The sequence below is a fragment of the Legionella sp. PATHC035 genome (genome assembly GCF_026191115.1).
Lineage (GTDB): Bacteria > Pseudomonadota > Gammaproteobacteria > Legionellales > Legionellaceae > Legionella.
The window spans coordinates 2,656,828-2,674,540 of sequence record NZ_JAPHOT010000001.1 but is presented as its reverse complement, the minus strand read 5'-3'; the positions used below and the strand labels follow the sequence as shown (position 1 = coordinate 2,674,540).

Genomic DNA, 17,713 nt, shown 5'->3' with positions numbered 1-17,713 from the left:
TACTCCTATGCATCGTTCACCATCCATTGTGCTTTGTATGTAACCAGAGCCCCAATCAGGGAAAGTGAGGCAAGGACAGCGGTGGCTCAGCAATGACACGGGTGCCCCACGAGTTGCTTTTGTCCCTGCATTTTGTCTTTTCTGGCTCTATAGCTTTGTACCAGTTTATGATACGTTACAATACCCATTCACTAATTAGTTCTATGAGAGTTTAACTCATGAATACAAGTTTGCATGTTGTTTGTCCTCATTGTAATACAATTAACCGAGTACCTTCCTCGCGTTTGAGTCAACATCCAAATTGTGGGAAGTGCCAACAGTCGCTTTTTAATGGTAAACCGATAAGTTTGGAACAGGATCAATTTGATCGCCATATCGAACGGAATGATATCCCTGTGCTCATTGATTTTTGGGCTCAATGGTGTGGCCCATGCAAAATGATGGCACCACAATTCGAATCTGCAGCACGCCTTCTGGAACCCAGGGTAAGGCTCGCCAAAGTTGATACTGAAGCACAACCCTATCTAGCCTCACGTTTTACGATTCAGAGCATTCCCATGCTCGTTCTTTTCCGTCACGGCAAAGAAATTGCGAGAAATGCCGGTCTCATAAGTTCACAAGATTTAGTAAAGTGGGTAAACAAACACCTCGATTGAGTATGAGGTGAAAATTCATCGTATAAGGTATCATACTCATGGAACATGAGCTGATACCAATACGCAGTGCAAATAAAGGGAGAGTGAGTATGAAATTTTCAGCAAAAGTTGTCTTGGTTTTTACTTCAATTTGCCTTTTCAGCATATCAACATCCTATGCCATGCCATTGAATATCCATGGTAAGCAAGCAAAAAAACTCTACAATGAACTCACAGGTTCTAAGGTGCAGGAAGAAGGGGCTGCAGGGCATTTATACCGCAAGGGAAAAAGCATTCTTTGCCGTTATACCAATGCCGATATGACCAGGAATGGGAAAGAAGTTCCTAAAAAATCAGCATATCGTTATGCTTGCTCCATCCATTTTGACCACAATGGATTCGCCTCTCCTGGACAAAATCCCCAGTAAATTGGGACAAACCAGCATGTCCCGGATCTCGTTTTACTTGATTCGGGCTACGCTTGCTTATACCGCTTGATGATGGAAAAAATCGGATTTTCTAAACCTGTCCATTTAATTCACATCAGGGAAACGACCCCATTCACCACTCTGCGCATCTCGCTTTTTTTACAACGAGCCCCATCCATGCTTCATTTTTATAGGAATCACGCCGTCGCTAAGTCCCCCAAACTCTAATATTGAAAGTGTTTTTTATTATTTATTGTGCGATCGGATATTGATTTATAGCCATTATTACGGGTTTATACCATACTGAATAGAAGCAGCCCCTGAAAAAGATTATGGCTATGCAAAAAATTATTGACAGGAGTCAGAAAATGAAATGGCTACGTTGGTGTGCACTTGTTGTTTTTTGTTTCTCATCCATGGCTTTCGCAGTGAATGATCAGGAGCTATCTCCTAAGCTTATCTTGAATCAAATTAAAATGATAAAAAAGGGAGAGTGGTTGGGCGATGATTTATATTTTGATATTAGTGTATTACGAGCCCAACAGCCAATGAAATATATTCGAATCCCAGAGTTTCCACTGCATTTGCCACCCTCAAAAATCAATGCTCTTAAGCCAACTCCTCTATGGTCTGAACCCATCAAGAACGAAGAAAAAGTTGTTTTGATTGTATCTCTGATGGATCAAGACTCCAAACCTTTAAATCCTGATGATATTATTGGATCAATTCGTATTGAATTAAAAAATGAAAATGGAATTTTACATTCGCAATGGAGTATACCTAATCAAAAATCAGCACCAGTGACTTGGGATATCAACACAACTCAAAAATTCTTACTCGGCAATACCCATGGTCAATACGAACTGTATTTATCCGTTGTAAAGTAAGGAACCATCCCATCCACTGAGTTGGAAAATCGTTGATAGTCACTTAGTATGCGACATGGGAAATTTGAAACTGAACGAGAGGTTCACCAATGAATATGAGAGTCTTAGGCATGGACATAGCGATGCTGTAAAATAATTCAAAAGCATCGATTGATTCAACAACGCCACCAAGCCGGATACTATAAATTACCCACTTGGTGGGGGGGATGATTCATTCCATTAGAACCCCCAAGCCTCTGTAATTACTTTTGCGACTGACGTTGTTGCATAGGATAAAATTCCGGATTGTTTACTTTTTGTATACTATCTTCCACAATAGCATCTAATGTTTTAGCTAACTCCAAGTATTCGCCAGCGATTTTTTCCATTTCGAGATAAGTATTCTCAGCCGGTTTTAAAGAATCATTGTAGATGTCTTTGAGTGATCTATTCTTTACACTCAACTGCGTGGACAATTGTCTGAACTGCTCATTGGCTTTGGCAAACAGTTTCTCAACCTTTATCATTTGCACGTCAAGATTATAAGTAGTACTTGACTTTGCTGTGGCAATTTTTTGTTGCACATTCTCGTGCATAGGATCATATTGATCATCTGCCTGGGGATGATTTTTTCTTTTTAGCTCCATGATAATATCATGATTTTTTTTAAACATGTCTTCTAACTCATGAAACATTCCAAGACATAAATTGACCCTAGTAATTAACGGTGATTCGAGTTGATCCTTATCCTCCTTATCTGGAAAATAGGTTGAATGAAATTCTTCTTTATCGATTACATGAGCCATGGTTTCTTTTAATTTTGAAAGTAAACCTTGAGTTTGTACTACTTGAGTAGATAACTTATCTAACATAGGGGGTACAGTTTCTAAATAATATTTAATCGCTTTTTCTTTTTGGATTTTTTGGAGCTGCATCCTCTGATATTCAGATTGTGAAAACAGTCCCGGCTTTTGTTCTTTTTTCTCAATGGATTCTTCTTGTTTTTTTTCTTGTTTCTTCTCGTTTGGAAATTGACTCCATTGATCCATTAATTTATCTAAATACTCATCAGTTAAACTGACCTCTTCGAAGCCCGTATCAAAATTCATCTGAATTGCTAATAAATGATGCAGAATAGCGCATAGTTCATCTTTATCTTTTAAACTGTTTTCGTCTAATTTCGTTTCTTTAAGAGTAATACGAAAATCATTAATAAGTTTTATCAAATGATCTACTGCCTTAACGTCATTCATATCGGTTCTACTAACTAAATTTCGGCAAATCATTGTCTTGATTTCGATTGAAGCTTCTGATGAATTAAGTAACGATTCCAGTTCTTTTTTATTCATTAACTCAACTAAGGGTTGGTACACTTTCAGAATCATTACCCTTTTTTCTTTAATGTCCGCTTGATACCATAATGTATCCGCTTGCATCGCTAAATTTTGCAGTATCTTTTGTCTTTCCTCATTGGTTAGCTTCAACCCATCCAAAAGATTGCATTTCATTCCCAGAGATATATTTTTTGCGTTAAAAAACATGTTAGCCAATGATGCTGATTGAGAACTTTTGATCTGATTTACCACCTCTTGGCATAATTGTTCCAGTTTGGCTGATTCGTTTAGGAAGTCGGAGCTAACTTGTCCAAATTTATCTTTATAAATTTCCTTCATTTTTTCTAAAAAAACATCACGGAAAATACTCGCTGCTTCTAAAATTTTAATGCATTCAACTGTATTCTTGTTTTTTTCTCTGCTGGCCAGCAAATTCATCGTTGCCAACATCGGAGAGACGATGTATGCCAAATGCATACTGACATTGCCACCAGAGAAATAAAATTTATTAAACGCAAAAACCGCTTTGGCAAAAAATTGTTTTGCTGTATGGTAATCCTCGTCAGTGACATTTTCTTGAGTCAGCAAATGATAGGCAATTTCGAGGTTACCATAGGCAGAAAGAAGCTTTTTCTCTTCCTCACTATTTTCTATGTAAAATCCTGGTTGCCAAGATGCAACAGAAAAATGACCATTAAAAATAGTTTGAAACCCACTGAGATTGTATTCTTTTAAAAAATTTTCTCGATACGCCTCCATTTCTTCCTCATCGTCCCAATCTGCATAAGGCATTGCCAGTTTCGGGGTGATGATTTGCTTGACCATTAATCCCAATAGGCTTACATCGGCAATTTCTAGTTGAAAATTGTCTTCACCTGGGCACTGGATAGCCAGTACAAAGCGAGCGGGTTGACTGACATCAGTGCCTAAAATTTTTTCGATCCGTATGTTGGTGGCTTTCTTAATAATTTTTTCCAGTTCTTGTATATTTTTTTCACCTGATAGTTTAATTCCTGCCTCATTCAAAAAGCTGGTTAACGTAAGCGGCTCAAGCTTAGAACTATTTTTAAGTACAATAAGCTTATGAAAATTTCCAAGCAGCATCGCTTTAAACAAAAAGTTTGCTCTTAAAATTGGGTTGTCGATGCTATCAAATTCCCTGCTCACATCTGCTAATAATTTGTTTGGGCCGACTATAACCTTTCGCATGATTAATGCTGCTTGAGCAGAGGAAACATACCCAGACATTAAATTTACTGTATTTTTAATAAGGTCAACTTCGAAGAATTGATTGGCTGGTGATGATTCTGCTTGTTTCGATTTCCTTACTTCTTGTTTGATAAACATGATTCATACCTGTTTTATGAATAATGTGATAATTGTAGCATATTTGGGCAAAATGAAGGCAATAAACAAGGCCTTAGGCACCGTCCATGAATTAAGCCGCCCAGAATGAATTAGTTTTGGTTTAACGTAGGCTGGGCTGAAAAGCCCCGCGATTATTTCTATTTTCTAATGGATTTCTCTTGAACATTGCATTTAAATAACCAATTGAAATGAGTTGAAGATGCTGGGCTTTTCAGCCCAGCCTACGTTGAGTTGCTCCATCCTTTGTTGGTGCTTGGCTCACCTGGGCAGGCGCATCACGAAGCAAAGTCAGATGTTCCTGAAAAGTCTGATTTACGAACCCTTGGATGTGATTTCACGTGCCAGAGTGGAAGCATCATAAAAAATGGAATCAGGCAGCAAATAAATAATGTAAGGAAGAAATTATCCCAGCCGTAGTTTTTAATAATCGCTCCTAAAGGAGCACCAGCGAGGACCGCCCCTAAACAATAGGCAAAAAATCCCGCAAAGCCGGTTGACGTTGCCGCCGCTTTTTTATGGGTCAACTCCGCACAGGCCATACCAATCATCATTTGGGGACCAAAGATAAAAAAACCAAAGAAAAAGAGAAATAATGAATCGAGAAATGGGGTATATGCCTTGGTCAATGAAAATAACAACAAAGTAACAAATACACCTGCAGTAAAGAGAATATTAATCGGGTTGCGTTTCCCTTGATATACTCTATCAGAAAGCCAGCCGGCAACCAGATTTCCAAAAAAGCCACCAACCTCAAACCAGATGACACAACTACCGGCTGTAATCAAGGAATAATCCTTCACTTCCGTTAAATACAACATGCTCCAGTCATTCAGTGCCGTGCGAACAATATAAATAAACAAATAAGAAACGGACAGTATCCAAATATAAGGATTACTTAACACATAATTCCAAAGAATTTCCTTGACTGAAAGTTCTGTTTTTTCTGAGTGGTGGCTTGATGAGCCAGAAAAATCCTCTCGATATTCCTCTATCGCAGGTAAACCAAGTGATTGCGGGGTATCTCTTAAACGATTAATTAAAAAAATACCGCCCAAAATGCAGATGATTCCAGGCACAAACATGGCTGAACGCCAGCCGAAATATTGCGCACACACAGCAACAACCAATGGAATTAAGGCACCACCCACGTTATGTGATGTATTCCAAATACTCCACCAACGGCCACGTTCGGATTGAGAATACCAATGGGTTAATAATTTAGTACATCCAGGCCATCCCCAGCCTTGAAACCAACCATTCAATCCCCAAAAAATAGCAAATAACCACCAGGTAGAAGACAATCCAAATAAGATGTTACAAATACCCGTCAAAATGAGTCCAATCGCCATTAAATAACGAGGGTTTGACTTATCACCGAGAATTCCACTCAAAAATTTGCTGATGCCGTAACTTAAACTCAAAATACTCGCAATCATTCCCAGTTCTGTTTTGGTCATCCCCAAAGTACTTTGTAATGCAGGCATCGCGAAGGTAAAACTTTTGCGCGTAAAGTAAAACAAAGCATACCCTATATACATTGCATAAAAGGTACGAATACGCCAATAGCGATACTGCTGTTTCACAATGGTTTTATCTTGTATTTCATGAAGATAAGGTGCAGGTTTTAGAAATTTCAAAAAGCCCATGATTGTCCATATCATGATAAAAAATACGATTAGAATTTAACTTGGACAGTATGTCAAATCCTTTCTAACAAAAATGATAAAGGTTCATACCTATTGATAATTAATTTTTTAAAAATTTAAATGGAATTCTTGTGAAATTATAAATAAGCTACGCAGCCTGTATTAAAAAAGGATTTGTCGAAATGAATGAAATACTTGATATATTAGAACAAGATCAAATCGATTCTACGCTTTATAAACCCGAAGTCATAATGGTTTTAAAAAGAAAATTTCGTACTCAAAAAGATTGGATTATTGCCTCGTTCAACCAATATCAATTTAACCCCAAAGAATCGGCTAAAGTCCAAAAAGCCATTCTCAATGGGGATCTTCGCGTAACAGATATTCTAATACGTCCTTTTTCCCACTATTTTTGGAGTTTCCTGACCTTTAAGTGGGGAGAAATCCTTTCGGGGGGAAAAAGATTATCCAAGCAAGAGGTCTTACAAATTGCTACCTGCTCTTGGAATGGCCAAGAATTTACGAGAACCCCCGAGCAAAATAAAAATCGGTTGATAAAAGGTGTGCCATTAGTGATTGGTAAGGTGGTTACCTCCATGGCGCTGTGTATGGTATTTTGCCTTGGATTATTAAGCACTTTAGGAGCTCCTTTTGGCTTTAGCCTCGGCTTAGCAATAGTACTTTCCTTATGTAACGGAATAGTCTGTTTATTAAGTCGTGGGCAAGCGATGCTGGATAGTGCGGGCTTTCAACCGAGCAAACAGAAAACATTTAAGACGCCTGAAGAAAATGCACAGGAAAAAACAATACTCGACAGAGGTCAGAAATTATTGTTTGGTATGGTGACCTTGTTGGCGTGCATTTCTGCCGGGATTACTGGATATGCTGGTCTTGTAGGACTTCTCACTTTTTTGGGGGCAGGCCTGCTCATCTCTAATCCTTTAGTTATGGCAGCTACAATCGGATTGTCGGTGATCGCAGCGATTTCTTTTTATTCGTTTCAAGCGGTAGGTATACGTGAAAATTATACCAAATTTAAAAATCTTTTTATTGAAGATTATAAAAAACCCTATGGTCTTCTGCGATGTATCTTATTAGGACTCGTCAGTACGATCTTTTTAGCAGTTTATGCGACGTTAACCTGGTTTACCACTGTATCAGGGGTTAATAAGTTTTTTAACGCTGTAGGTGCCACTCCTGACACTCTTTTAGCCTATGTTATTGCGATGATATGTACTTCGACAACCATGTTTGTTAATACTTTTTCTCAAGTATATAAAGTCTTTAACCCCAAAACGTATGTCGATCTCAAAGAAAAATTTGAATCAATTTATCAACCACCAGAAGAGGACCAAACAGACGCACAAAAGTTAAAACAGGGATTTCTCAATATACTCAAGCTATGTGCATTGATAGGCGATTCTCTTGCTTATTCTGTTGCTGGTGGCATCCGAAGCGGAATTCATGTTGGAGAAACCCTGGGAGAAGCAATGGGGGCAAAATTTGCATTAACCGTTACCATGGCAATATTGTCTCCAGTCATTTTAGTATTCGTATCAATCGCTTTTACTTGGCCTACCGTTTTTAATAGAAAAAAATCAACTCAAGATTCTTCGCCGAGCGAGAAGCCATCCACAGAGAAAATGCGTCAAAGCGATACTCCAGATGCATTTCCAACTAAAACGGTATGGCCAAGCTTAGAAAAAACTTCCAAACCTAATCCTAAAACCAGGCAAACTGGGCCAGGTTTCTTTGATAAAGGGTTGAGTGAAGGGCTCCATGGTGACCCTACATTAGAGAGCAGAACAGTTTTCACAACCTCTTCGTGTGATTGGTGAGGTTTTTGAATCGAGGAGGTAGGTATCGATTGATTAAAGTCTGGAGAAAAATAAAATCAATCGATACTTTTTTAACAATCGGTTTTGCAACCAGGATTCGGGACACCACGCCTATTTTAAGAATTTGAATCCCTCACCAGGAGTCATATAATTAAAAGAATACTACCTACTCACTTTTAAAAATGATTACTCTTATCACTGGTGCTTCACGAGGAATTGGTCAAGCGTTAGCTTTTGAGTTTGCACGCCACGGCCATGATTTAATTTTAACCGCACGGAATCAGCATTTATTGGAAGAGCTCGCTGTGCAAATCAAGGAAAAATATTCAGTCAAAGTACGTGTCATCGCATTAGATCTAAGTAGTCCCGGAGCAGCTGCTGATTTATTCAAGCAAGTCGAGGCCCTCAACATAGAAATTGATTGTTTAGTGAATAATGCAGGCGTAGGTTACCTTGGTCACTTCGTCTCTATGGATGCAGAGTATTTAAATTCGTTGATACAACTCAATATGACGACATTGACGATGCTTACTTATTATTTTGCTAAAAAATTTGTTCACAAAGGCCAAGGCAAAATACTCCAAGTCGCTTCTACTGCAGGCTTTCAACCAGGTCCCTTTATGGCAGCATATTATGCCTCCAAAAGTTATGTTGTCTCTTTTTCGGAAGCACTGGCTTATGAATTAAAAGGAACAGGAGTTACCCTTTCCATTCTCTGCCCAGGTCCTACTCAGTCCGATTTTTTTAAAGAAGCGGGAATGGAAAATAGCTATTTAGCTAGAGGTTTTATTGGGATAAAATCTACAGAACAAATCGCCACAACTGCCTATCGAGGCTTCAAGAAAAACAAACTGTTTATTATTCCCGGGATTGTAAATAAAATGCTCGCTTGTTCTGCTAAATTTACTCCTGATGCACTAAGTATCAGAATTACCGCTTTCCTTCACAGACGCAATCAGCAAGAGTAGCGAAAGTATAATAAATCTTAAAAATCGAACTCAAAGTAAACAGGATGATTACCTTAACAAATTAGAAGAAATGAAAGATAGCCTGCCTTCGTATTTTAGCAAGAACAATACCAGACCAACGTTACAATTGGAATATGATGACATCCTTTCTCCCTGAGCTAGGTGATTTCAAAGGCCAAATAGTGACTCATTGCAGCACTCCATCCCCTTCTGCTATGGATGATGATGAGAGGTAAAAAAATATCGGGATAACAATGGAATGCTGTCTCAAAATTGAGGCCAAGTATTGATTTAAACTCAGTATGCCAGAGGCGATATTTTAAAAAAATTTCAAGTCGCGGCACGAAGGCAGTGAGGATGAATTGTCAACATGACCTAATTTTGAAGATTATTTTTTTCTTGTTCAAGCCACTCCAAAAAAGCTTCGCGATCTGCTTGAGACAAATTAAAAAATTTATTTTTTATTGTTTCAATAGGTTGTTGTTGTTTTCTGGGAACTCGGCTCCAAGCCTCGTTTATCTTCATTTTTCCTTGTATCACTTGTTCATAGGCAAGAGGATCTTTCTTTTTTAACTTCATAAGTTGCCCATCAATCGATCGCGAATGTGAGGGTAAATAGGTAATATTGTTTTCCTGATGCAGATTAGGATTGGTATTATCTTGCTCCCTTAGATCATGATTCAACTCTTTAATCGAGATTTTATTTTCCTTCGCATAAACCCTGACACTGTGATCTACCATATTAAGAACATCACCCCAATGAGCGACATGCTGGGTATTTACATCCATAGTCGACCGCAATAACCACAACATTTCGTTGTTAATAATACCCAGGCCATCTGATGATTTCTCAAGGGCATATTCGCCAAAATTTTTATAGGGATTATTTCTTTTTTTCCAAACTTCCCGTTCAATGATCTGGGATATGACTGAGGGAAGACTCTGAAAGATAAGTTGTTTAAATTCATCGATATACTGATTTGCTTGAGCATGCAGTGCTTCATCAGAGAGAGTTGGCCTCTCTTCATTGGGTATTTTATTTATTATTTCTTCTGATTGCATGATAAATCCACTTATTAATCAATATCTGTTCGGCATTTTAAAACGACTAAATGGTTATCTTAAGCTGATAAGCTTGTTGAACTCAATAAAACAATATCGCTGGATGCAAAAAAAAAAATGATTTAGACGAGCAAGCAATACCCCTTAATACCCTCTTAATGCTGTTCATTTATAATACACTATGTGCTTTTAAAAACTTACGGTGTGTGTTATGCAAGAGAAAAATGAACTTGAGGTGGATCAAACCTCTTCAAAGGTAGTGATTAATTATCACAAGCATCCCGAAGTTGGTGGTACCGGACATGTTTCTGTAGAAGCCACTCATGAGGGTAAAAAACACGTAATTAGTGTTTATCCCAGTCAGGAGTTATCTCCATTTACGCCTCTTGTTATTAGCTCGATGTACATTTTTCCTACAAAAGCAGTAAATCATAGTTCCCCCTCAACGTCAGACAGTCCTGTATATGCATCTTACGACATTACTGACCAGATAGAAGATATGGGTGCAGTTATTGAAAAGATAGACGAATTAAACGAATTAATGAATTCAGGCCGTGCCAGCTTTAGCTTAGCTCCAGGTTCTGTAACAAAAGCTGCAACAGCACTTTTAAATATTAATTCTTCTACCTCAAGCATGTTGCTGGGATTGAAGATGCTCGATAGAGAGATCATTGAATCTGAAATTGACAAAGTTGACGTAATTAATTGTGCGGAAGCAGTGAGTAGAATCCTAGAGGCAGGAGGTATAAAAAGACCTGAAGGCATAATGTCCTTTCCTGCACCATCATGCATCAATAGTCATTTTGCTGCTCAGTTTAACAAAACAGAAGATGCTGTTACAGCTACAGAGCAAAGTAAAACGAGTTCAACTGAGGAAGCACCTGGCTTGCTTCGAAGCATGTTCAATTCTGTAAGAAATTTTTTTACCTGGCCGGCAACTTCGGAAGAAACGCCCTCCAACACGAGACCAATCCAGCAAAGCTCCAGTAGCTACGATTATGATTGGTCTACGTATGATAGTCGGTCTGTAGAGGAGCCTGAACAAGTAGATGCGCCGGTTGAAATACATTCACCAGCAGCAGAGCCAACATCTAGAAGTGACGATCCCCCCTCTTCAAGACCGTCAGAATGTTCTGAATCATTTTTTAGTAGTGAACCGATTACCACACAAAGAGACGATGAATCGGATCTCGATTACTGCTCAAGATATGAGTCGATGGTCAACTAACAGGACGTGTAACCTAATTAAACCTACCTCTCGTTCAACGGGCAGTAGGTTTGTGTATTGCGAATATCTTTCATTGTATTCAAGGAAGCTTAGCCAAATTACTGCTAGCAATAACCTTGCAACCAGCTCATTTGTTCCATATAATCACCTGAACAATTTTTAACAAAGATGTTCTTCACATCAACAGCATCGGTTTGGTTTGCTGTTAAATAACCAATAAAGGGAGGAATCCTTTATGTTAGCTAAAAAGGAAAGCGTTAGTATAGAACCAGTCCCATTTGAAGACGATTCAGTCACCATTTATGTTTGGTCAAGCGGATTTAATAGCCTTGGTCATGTCGCAATGAAATTTAGCGATGATCAGTATTGGAGTATTTGGCCCAAATCAACCCCTGCTGGAGGTCTTACGTCAATATGGCCATTAAGAGCCACTTTAGCAACAAAATTAGCAGATGATTGTATGCAAGAAGCGATTAGGCCAAGGGAAGATTTCGCAAATCTCATGCAGCCTGATGAAATTTTGCCAGTAGATCCCGATAAAGTATTTGTAGTACATGGCGTCGACAAGCAAAAAATGATCAATGAGTTCACTCGGATAAAAGAAGGATTGGATACGGGTGAGGTGTGCTACCAACTTCTCCCCGGAGTAAAAGCTTCTGGCTTTGTTCACCGCCTGCTCTCAGGGACTCCTACGAACGCTGAAGTATATAACTGCGTTACCCTTACAGGGCATTTATTAGAGGTTGGAGGCAAGTCTTTAACGAACGACCCTTGGGCAACTCCCTCTAATTTTGCAGCGCAACTAGGCAATCTAGAGCAAGTAAAACTTATTACTCCTCCTGCAACGGACACTGAAAAGCCAAGTTTGAGTAGACAACAAGATGCTCCTAATCCTGAATCAGCATCTACCTCTATTAGTAAGAGGTTGACTAGCCGTTGGTTTAGCGATGATTATTTTGATGATGATACCAATGGTCAAGAGACAACCGATACAAGTTCTGCAGAGCAAGAATTTATATCGAGGAGGCAAGATACTCCCAGTCCAAGAGCCTCAGAAACTTTATGTTCTTTTTTTGCCAATGAACCTAGTTCTCGGTCTTTTTTGCAACAAAGGGATGAAGAGTCTGACTCAAAATATATACAAAGAATGGATTACATGCTCAATTAGAAATCCATGACGGGCCTCCAAAAGTGACCGCATTAAGCCCCTCAAAATCATTCGATTGATTGGAGTGGTTTGATCTCATTTGGAACAGAGATTGCTGCCCTTTTCTGGAATACAATGGTACGATGGCATCAACTATAGAACAACATGAACTAAAAGAGAGACTCTTGCAATGAAAATGGCGGCGGAACTGTTAGTCGAATATTTAGAGTATGTATCCCAAGCTCTAAAAAATAGCCCTGTTGGTGGTCAAGATCTGGGGGAGCTTTTAAATAGATTAAATGGAAGGCTATTTTTTACACCGTCGCAGGGCAATATCCAGATAAAAGAACCCACGGCACTATTAGAAATATTATGTGAGGACAAAGTACTCGAAACATTTGGCGAACTCTTCGATAAATGGAAGCCTCGCGTGAATGAAACGAATCTAAATCACACCAAAGCAATTTTTTATAAAATTTTTTTCGAGCCTCTTCAAGAGAGCGAAGCGTGGCGTAACTTTTGGGAGAAGCAAGTTCAATTAATCGGAGAGCGGCTTCAGACTGAACGAGGCGAAGCCACAAAAGAAGAGATAAGTAAAGAAATCCAAAAGATACAGGATCAAATCGCCAGTGCCATTATTTATAGAATACAACAGAGTTGGTTAAACAAACAAAACAAAAAGATTTCTGATGATCTCTTGCATGCATTCACTGAATCGGAACGGGCTGAAGTATTGCGACGAAGAAACCTATTGACTGCTAAGGTAGCGGTATTTACTACGATAATTAATAATGCCTGGAATACTCTAGAACATTTTTTAGGTTCAGAAAGTAATCCAGAACAAGGAACCATTTATTTTGATTTTCGTAATGAAATGAGCACTTTAGTAAAAGGCTTGGAAACGCGTAGCTTAGAAATAGCAACAATGAAAAAAGGGCCAAAAAAAGAAGAGATAATAAGTAATTTAGCAGCTCAAATTCATAGTGCAAGACAAGGAAAAGGGTATCGTAATCTTGGTGAAGAGGTCAATGAACAAAAATTACAACATGCGTTGCGGGTTTTTGTTACTCAATTAATGGAGAGCACTTCCGGAACCGGAAAAGGTTCACTAATTCTTGAGGTCATAGCGAAAGGAATATTAGAAGATATTAAAAAAAATCTTACACAACGCGTTGATGCGGATAATGTAGCAGAATATTTAACGACGATAGATGTGTTAGGTACTATCGAAAATAAAGAGATTAAGAAACAGTGTAACGATTTATTGCTTTTATGCACTATCAAAAAGGATAACGTGAAATTAGATGATAAATCTGAGAAGAGTGAGCTATCCCCTTCTCATAGCTACGGTCGAGAACGTACTGAGACCATTTCAGAACCCTCAACATACAGTCCCCCCTCATCCCCGCGTCCAACGCGCAGTTATACGATGCAGCAAACGCCAGTCAAAGAAAAGAAACCGAATCTATTGGAACGATTTTTTATGAAAAAAGAATCCGCTCAGAGTAGACCTATTCTTAAAAAAAATAATTCTTTTATGCTTCCACAAGGGATGAAAGATAAAGAGTTAAGCAAAATAAAAAGATCGGCAAGCTCTTTTTTTCAAACTCACGATGATGAGGACAATCCATTGCTTTCCCCAAAAACTAATTTAAACTCAGGATTAAATTAAGTCCAGATGAAATCCAATAAGGCGGGTCGATAAGGACCCCACCTTATTGGAGAAGCGCCACAAAATCTTAGAAGAGTGAAATCAAACCGAATCAGAATCTCCTTATAATCAAATCATACCGGAGTTGTTCGAAGTACCAATTGAGAAGGACAGTTCCGCACTTAGCGCCGATCTCTATATCAAATAGAGTGACCTACAAAGATCTTAATCATCAGGCCAATCACTGAGCACATCGTTAAAGAGAAATAGGGACTAAAGCAAATAATATCTTCGGATCCGGAGTAATACGGATGGCTCTATTTCATTGCTTTGGATAAATCCCGATTGCAAGCAACCAGGATTTTAACTTAAATGCCAAGTCGCTTACCCCTATGGGAAGCCACTAATCTCTTATCGAATGAATCAGGCGTTACTTTTTATTATTATCTGCAGGTGCGTTACTATTTTTCGGTTCGCCACATTTGCAGACCGCTTTATTATCTTCATTGCACCAACAACCACAACCTTTACCTGGGCAATCAATTTCTTTTTTCTCACCTTTACAGTCCACCGCACAATCATCAGCAAATACAGTCATAGGAGTTAATGATAAAAAGGAAAAAAAAGCAAAAGTTGAAATAAGAGTTCTTAAAATTTTCATTTTGATGCCTCCTTTCAAATCGTTGAGTTTTTATCGCATTCCATGCGATGTTATTTTGTTACAGATAAATAATAGTTGATTAACTCGTACTTCTCAATTTTGATCATTTAAAACCACATACAGATAGAATAAAAAATAAGCAAGAAGCAATTAGCTGCGTTCACCTTGTTCACTGTTAGTAATGGTTGATGGTATTTTGCAAGGGATAATATGTATTAATGTTTACTTATAGTACAATTGCATTTTTTTTAGTATATCGTGAGGTTTTTTTATGTTCGATCTTATTCGTTTGTGGGAAAAAACTGTATCTCAACACACCAGTACCGATCAATTATCTCGTTCTTATGCTACTGATACAAAACAAGCCGCAATTAATTTTGATACGAATACAACGCAATCAAGTTTTGAATTTAAAAAGAGCCCGAAGGTTATTTTTGTAAAAAATAGTTCCACTTTAGAACCTGCTGATTTTTATGATGATTTACCAGAGATTAATCTGAGTCAGGAAGAGGAAGATGCTCGATTAAAAGTAGTTGCAGAACAAAAAAGCAAAAATCCACGTTTTTATGATGGCAAACAAATGGTTATCACTGGCGTAACCTACAATGAAAGCACGAATACGCTTTATTTGGAGGCTAAAAAAGTACCTTATTCTTTTATTGTCGCGCTCAGTAATAAAAAATTCCCTGAGTACAGTACTCTTTATCAACATAATTTTTTCAAGACCGGTGTTCTTTCCCCATTGGTCACTCGCAACGGCATGTCGATGTTATTACAAAGGGCAGCTCTTGGATTATATTCAGTTCCCGGTGGTTTTCTAGAAGCTCATGATGAAGAAAAAAGACTAAATTTCTATAATGGAAGTAATTTGGTAGTTGAAACGGCTGCCACTGAATTAGAGGAAGAGCTCGTAGGAATTAAAGGGACCAATAAATTACGCTTCAACTTTTCTAAACCACAAATAACCTCGATTTCATTTAGAAAGACCGGTACAAATCCAATCGGAACGGTCGAGTTTGTTGCTCCTTCTTATGCCGATTGTCATAGTAGTTATTTACAGCAGGTTTTTCTTTCCAATCAGGCTAAAGATGCATGTGAACATACGACCCAACATGAATTAATCCCTTTAGATTCTCAAGAGCGAAATACTCTTCTGGAGAAGCTGTTAACTGGACCCGTTAAATTACCTGGGGCAAGCTTATATCTACCTGTAGCGTTGAGTTTAACTCGTCTTGAGAATCAGGCTTCCATGATGGCTTTGCCTAGGGCTATTCCCAACAGTTCATCCATTGCCTGGCCATTAAGTATCTTTGCAGCTAAGCCAATGAAATCTTTACCTACACCCAAGGTTGAATTAGATAGTGAAGCAGATGATGAAGTACGCAACGAAAGATTCGACCTCGTTTCTTGATGCCATTGATCTGCTTAATAAATAAGGAAGCTTATTTCATAACCTTCCTTATTTATGAGTCAAAATACGGTCTATTTGATTCCACTGAGATACAAACCAAGATTTTATTTTTCCCACATCACTCACTCTAAAGTTCGGGTGTGGGGTGTGGATCTTTTTTAAAAAAATCAATTTTGATCATACAAACCATTCCACATTCTTCCAATGACCCATCTCTATTTTTTTAGCTGCAATTCTGGTTTGATAGTTGCCAGCATGAATCTCGAGTTTATGTCCATCTGGATCCAGAAAATAAAGTGAGTCACCTGGCGAAGTGTTGTCCTTGAATCGATATGCCCCTGATTCAGTAATCTTTTTAGCCAGAGATTGAAAGTCTTCGCTGCTGACACTAAAAGCATAGTGAGTATAACAAGGCTGAGGTTTCCTGGCTAAATCAACATTGAGACAGAACCAAAAATCTCCTACAAGAAAATAGGCTCCCTTATCCCATTTTACGAGAGGCTTAAACCCCAGAATATCCTTGTAAAACAAGAAGGACCGATTAATGTCAGCGCATGCAAGCGTAATGTGATTAATATTTGTGATACTCATACTCTGGTTATCATCATAAGAAGAACTCTAGTTTGAACTATGGCTTACGTTTAGTCATCATTTTTGCGACCTAAGAGCCCCAAATTTTTTTAATTAGGCGAATAGGCCAATTAATCAAATGATTATTGGTTTGCAGGCACTTGGCGGTCCGGTGATATTGGCTGATACCGACATCATCTATCACATCCATGATGATATGAATGCGATCCTCGTTGCCATGGTTGTATGCTCTGTGCAAGCAATTAACCGCAACCAGATAGCAATAGCCGTCTGCTGGCATGTGAAATGCACCTTCTTCAGTTTCGAATTTACACTCAGGATTGGTGATCACAGGAATATGCAATCGAACTTTATAGGAGTTTTCCCATGTATCTCGATGCCAAATAGTGGTTCCTTGGGGCGAAATCCGTGTCCAACGGGCATGGTGGGGTTGTAATCCTAATTTGTGAATCGTCTCAATGATGTCAGCAATATATCCAGTAGCCACTTGAGTTGGATTAACATGCATCCTCGGCCATGTATAACCAATTTCACGATGGGCTCTTTCATAGTCAAACTGATATTCGCCACTAGCCTGATCAACAAAGTAGAAACGCTTTTCTGTTTGTTGAAAACCATCTCGATAATCACCACTTGTACTCAATATACTCCAACCACCGAACATCTCATTTTGTTGCACGGGCTGCAGGTGTTTGACGTATTGATTAAAATAATTTTGAATACGCTCAATATCAAACTTGATGTTTAACTTTTCTGCGATCATGAGAATAATTCCTCTCTTTGGATACTGCCAAGATCCGTTTAATGCGAATATCCCGTGAACTCTTTTTGGGTGTCATAACTTAATCAAGTTGATATTTTATGATTAACCTCTAAAAA

At 38.5% G+C, this 17,713-nt stretch carries 15 protein-coding genes; 9 read left to right on the top strand and 6 right to left on the bottom strand.

Annotated features, from left to right (window positions below; genetic code table 11):
* The first annotated feature begins 218 nt into the window (after positions 1-218).
* From trxC to OQJ13_RS11800, 3 genes are all read left to right on the top strand, one after another.
* Positions 219-656: a thioredoxin TrxC gene (gene trxC, locus OQJ13_RS11810; protein WP_265711013.1), complete on the top strand. Its 438-nt coding sequence runs from the start codon at positions 219-221 to the stop codon at positions 654-656.
* Positions 657-745: 89 nt separating this feature from the next.
* Entirely contained in the window at positions 746-1,063 is a 318-nt protein-coding gene (locus OQJ13_RS11805) for a hypothetical protein (RefSeq protein ID WP_265711012.1), read from the top strand.
* A gap of 368 nt (positions 1,064-1,431) precedes the next feature.
* Positions 1,432-1,950 (top strand): hypothetical protein, encoded by a 519-nt coding sequence (locus OQJ13_RS11800; RefSeq protein WP_265711011.1) that lies wholly within the window; start codon positions 1,432-1,434, stop codon positions 1,948-1,950.
* A 242-nt stretch (positions 1,951-2,192) separates the two neighbouring features.
* Here OQJ13_RS11800 and OQJ13_RS11795 read toward each other — a convergent pair whose 3' ends face one another.
* Entirely contained in the window at positions 2,193-4,610 is a 2,418-nt protein-coding gene (locus OQJ13_RS11795; protein WP_265711010.1) for a hypothetical protein, read from the bottom strand.
* Positions 4,611-4,906: 296 nt separating this feature from the next.
* Complete coding sequence (gene pgtP / locus OQJ13_RS11790; protein ID WP_265711009.1) at positions 4,907-6,277, bottom strand: MFS transporter; 1,371 nt, start codon at positions 6,275-6,277, stop codon at positions 4,907-4,909.
* A gap of 182 nt (positions 6,278-6,459) precedes the next feature.
* On the opposite strand from pgtP, the gene OQJ13_RS11785 reads away from it, so the two are divergent.
* On the top strand, positions 6,460-8,115 hold the full coding sequence (locus OQJ13_RS11785; protein ID WP_265711008.1) for a hypothetical protein: 1,656 nt from the start codon (positions 6,460-6,462) through the stop codon (positions 8,113-8,115).
* 182 nt (positions 8,116-8,297) lie between these two features.
* Positions 8,298-9,083 carry an SDR family NAD(P)-dependent oxidoreductase gene (locus tag OQJ13_RS11780; protein WP_265711007.1) on the top strand — a complete coding sequence of 262 codons (786 nt, stop codon included), beginning with the start codon at positions 8,298-8,300 and terminating at the stop codon, positions 9,081-9,083.
* A gap of 375 nt (positions 9,084-9,458) precedes the next feature.
* Here the strand turns inward: OQJ13_RS11780 and OQJ13_RS11775 are convergent, their stop codons facing one another.
* Positions 9,459-10,145 (bottom strand): hypothetical protein, encoded by a 687-nt coding sequence (locus OQJ13_RS11775; RefSeq protein ID WP_265711006.1) that lies wholly within the window; start codon positions 10,143-10,145, stop codon positions 9,459-9,461.
* Between the two features lie 211 nt (positions 10,146-10,356).
* Between OQJ13_RS11775 and OQJ13_RS11770 the strand changes: the two genes are divergently transcribed.
* From OQJ13_RS11770 to OQJ13_RS11760, 3 genes are all read left to right on the top strand, one after another.
* The gene (locus tag OQJ13_RS11770) at positions 10,357-11,373 is read left to right on the top strand and encodes a hypothetical protein (protein ID WP_265711005.1); all 1,017 of its coding nucleotides are present in this window, start codon (positions 10,357-10,359) and stop codon (positions 11,371-11,373) included.
* A 235-nt stretch (positions 11,374-11,608) separates the two neighbouring features.
* Positions 11,609-12,541 (top strand): hypothetical protein, encoded by a 933-nt coding sequence (locus OQJ13_RS11765; RefSeq protein ID WP_265711004.1) that lies wholly within the window; start codon positions 11,609-11,611, stop codon positions 12,539-12,541.
* Between the two features lie 169 nt (positions 12,542-12,710).
* The gene (locus OQJ13_RS11760) at positions 12,711-14,192 is read left to right on the top strand and encodes a hypothetical protein (RefSeq protein WP_265711003.1); all 1,482 of its coding nucleotides are present in this window, start codon (positions 12,711-12,713) and stop codon (positions 14,190-14,192) included.
* A gap of 409 nt (positions 14,193-14,601) precedes the next feature.
* Here OQJ13_RS11760 and OQJ13_RS11755 read toward each other — a convergent pair whose 3' ends face one another.
* Positions 14,602-14,832, bottom strand: coding sequence for a hypothetical protein (locus OQJ13_RS11755; RefSeq protein WP_265711002.1), 231 nt, complete (start codon positions 14,830-14,832; stop codon positions 14,602-14,604).
* A 271-nt stretch (positions 14,833-15,103) separates the two neighbouring features.
* On the opposite strand from OQJ13_RS11755, the gene OQJ13_RS11750 reads away from it, so the two are divergent.
* Positions 15,104-16,243, top strand: a complete 1,140-nt coding sequence (locus tag OQJ13_RS11750) for a hypothetical protein (RefSeq protein ID WP_265711001.1) — start codon at positions 15,104-15,106, stop codon at positions 16,241-16,243.
* Between the two features lie 177 nt (positions 16,244-16,420).
* Here OQJ13_RS11750 and OQJ13_RS11745 read toward each other — a convergent pair whose 3' ends face one another.
* Positions 16,421-16,834 carry a fosfomycin resistance glutathione transferase gene (locus tag OQJ13_RS11745; protein WP_265711000.1) on the bottom strand — a complete coding sequence of 138 codons (414 nt, stop codon included), beginning with the start codon at positions 16,832-16,834 and terminating at the stop codon, positions 16,421-16,423.
* 70 nt (positions 16,835-16,904) lie between these two features.
* Positions 16,905-17,597, bottom strand: a complete 693-nt coding sequence (locus OQJ13_RS11740) for an aspartyl/asparaginyl beta-hydroxylase domain-containing protein (protein WP_265710999.1) — start codon at positions 17,595-17,597, stop codon at positions 16,905-16,907.
* Between the last annotated feature and the right edge of the window lie 116 nt (positions 17,598-17,713).

Bases quoted from the DNA above. Each gene is read 5' to 3' on its own strand.
- OQJ13_RS11795 (WP_265711010.1), bottom strand. From the start codon at position 4,610: ATGTTTATCAAACAAGAAGTAAGGAAATCGAAACAAGCAGAATCATCA.
- OQJ13_RS11740 (WP_265710999.1), bottom strand. From the start codon at position 17,597: ATGATCGCAGAAAAGTTAAACATCAAGTTTGATATTGAGCGTATTCAA.
- OQJ13_RS11800 (WP_265711011.1), top strand. From the start codon at position 1,432: ATGAAATGGCTACGTTGGTGTGCACTTGTTGTTTTTTGTTTCTCATCC.
- OQJ13_RS11780 (WP_265711007.1), top strand. From the start codon at position 8,298: ATGATTACTCTTATCACTGGTGCTTCACGAGGAATTGGTCAAGCGTTA.
- OQJ13_RS11770 (WP_265711005.1), top strand. From the start codon at position 10,357: ATGCAAGAGAAAAATGAACTTGAGGTGGATCAAACCTCTTCAAAGGTA.
- OQJ13_RS11750 (WP_265711001.1), top strand. From the start codon at position 15,104: ATGTTCGATCTTATTCGTTTGTGGGAAAAAACTGTATCTCAACACACC.
- trxC (WP_265711013.1), top strand. From the start codon at position 219: ATGAATACAAGTTTGCATGTTGTTTGTCCTCATTGTAATACAATTAAC.
- OQJ13_RS11755 (WP_265711002.1), bottom strand. From the start codon at position 14,832: ATGAAAATTTTAAGAACTCTTATTTCAACTTTTGCTTTTTTTTCCTTT.
- OQJ13_RS11775 (WP_265711006.1), bottom strand. From the start codon at position 10,145: ATGCAATCAGAAGAAATAATAAATAAAATACCCAATGAAGAGAGGCCA.
- pgtP (WP_265711009.1), bottom strand. From the start codon at position 6,277: ATGGGCTTTTTGAAATTTCTAAAACCTGCACCTTATCTTCATGAAATA.
- OQJ13_RS11785 (WP_265711008.1), top strand. From the start codon at position 6,460: ATGAATGAAATACTTGATATATTAGAACAAGATCAAATCGATTCTACG.
- OQJ13_RS11760 (WP_265711003.1), top strand. From the start codon at position 12,711: ATGAAAATGGCGGCGGAACTGTTAGTCGAATATTTAGAGTATGTATCC.
- OQJ13_RS11765 (WP_265711004.1), top strand. From the start codon at position 11,609: ATGTTAGCTAAAAAGGAAAGCGTTAGTATAGAACCAGTCCCATTTGAA.
- OQJ13_RS11745 (WP_265711000.1), bottom strand. From the start codon at position 16,834: ATGAGTATCACAAATATTAATCACATTACGCTTGCATGCGCTGACATT.
- OQJ13_RS11805 (WP_265711012.1), top strand. From the start codon at position 746: ATGAAATTTTCAGCAAAAGTTGTCTTGGTTTTTACTTCAATTTGCCTT.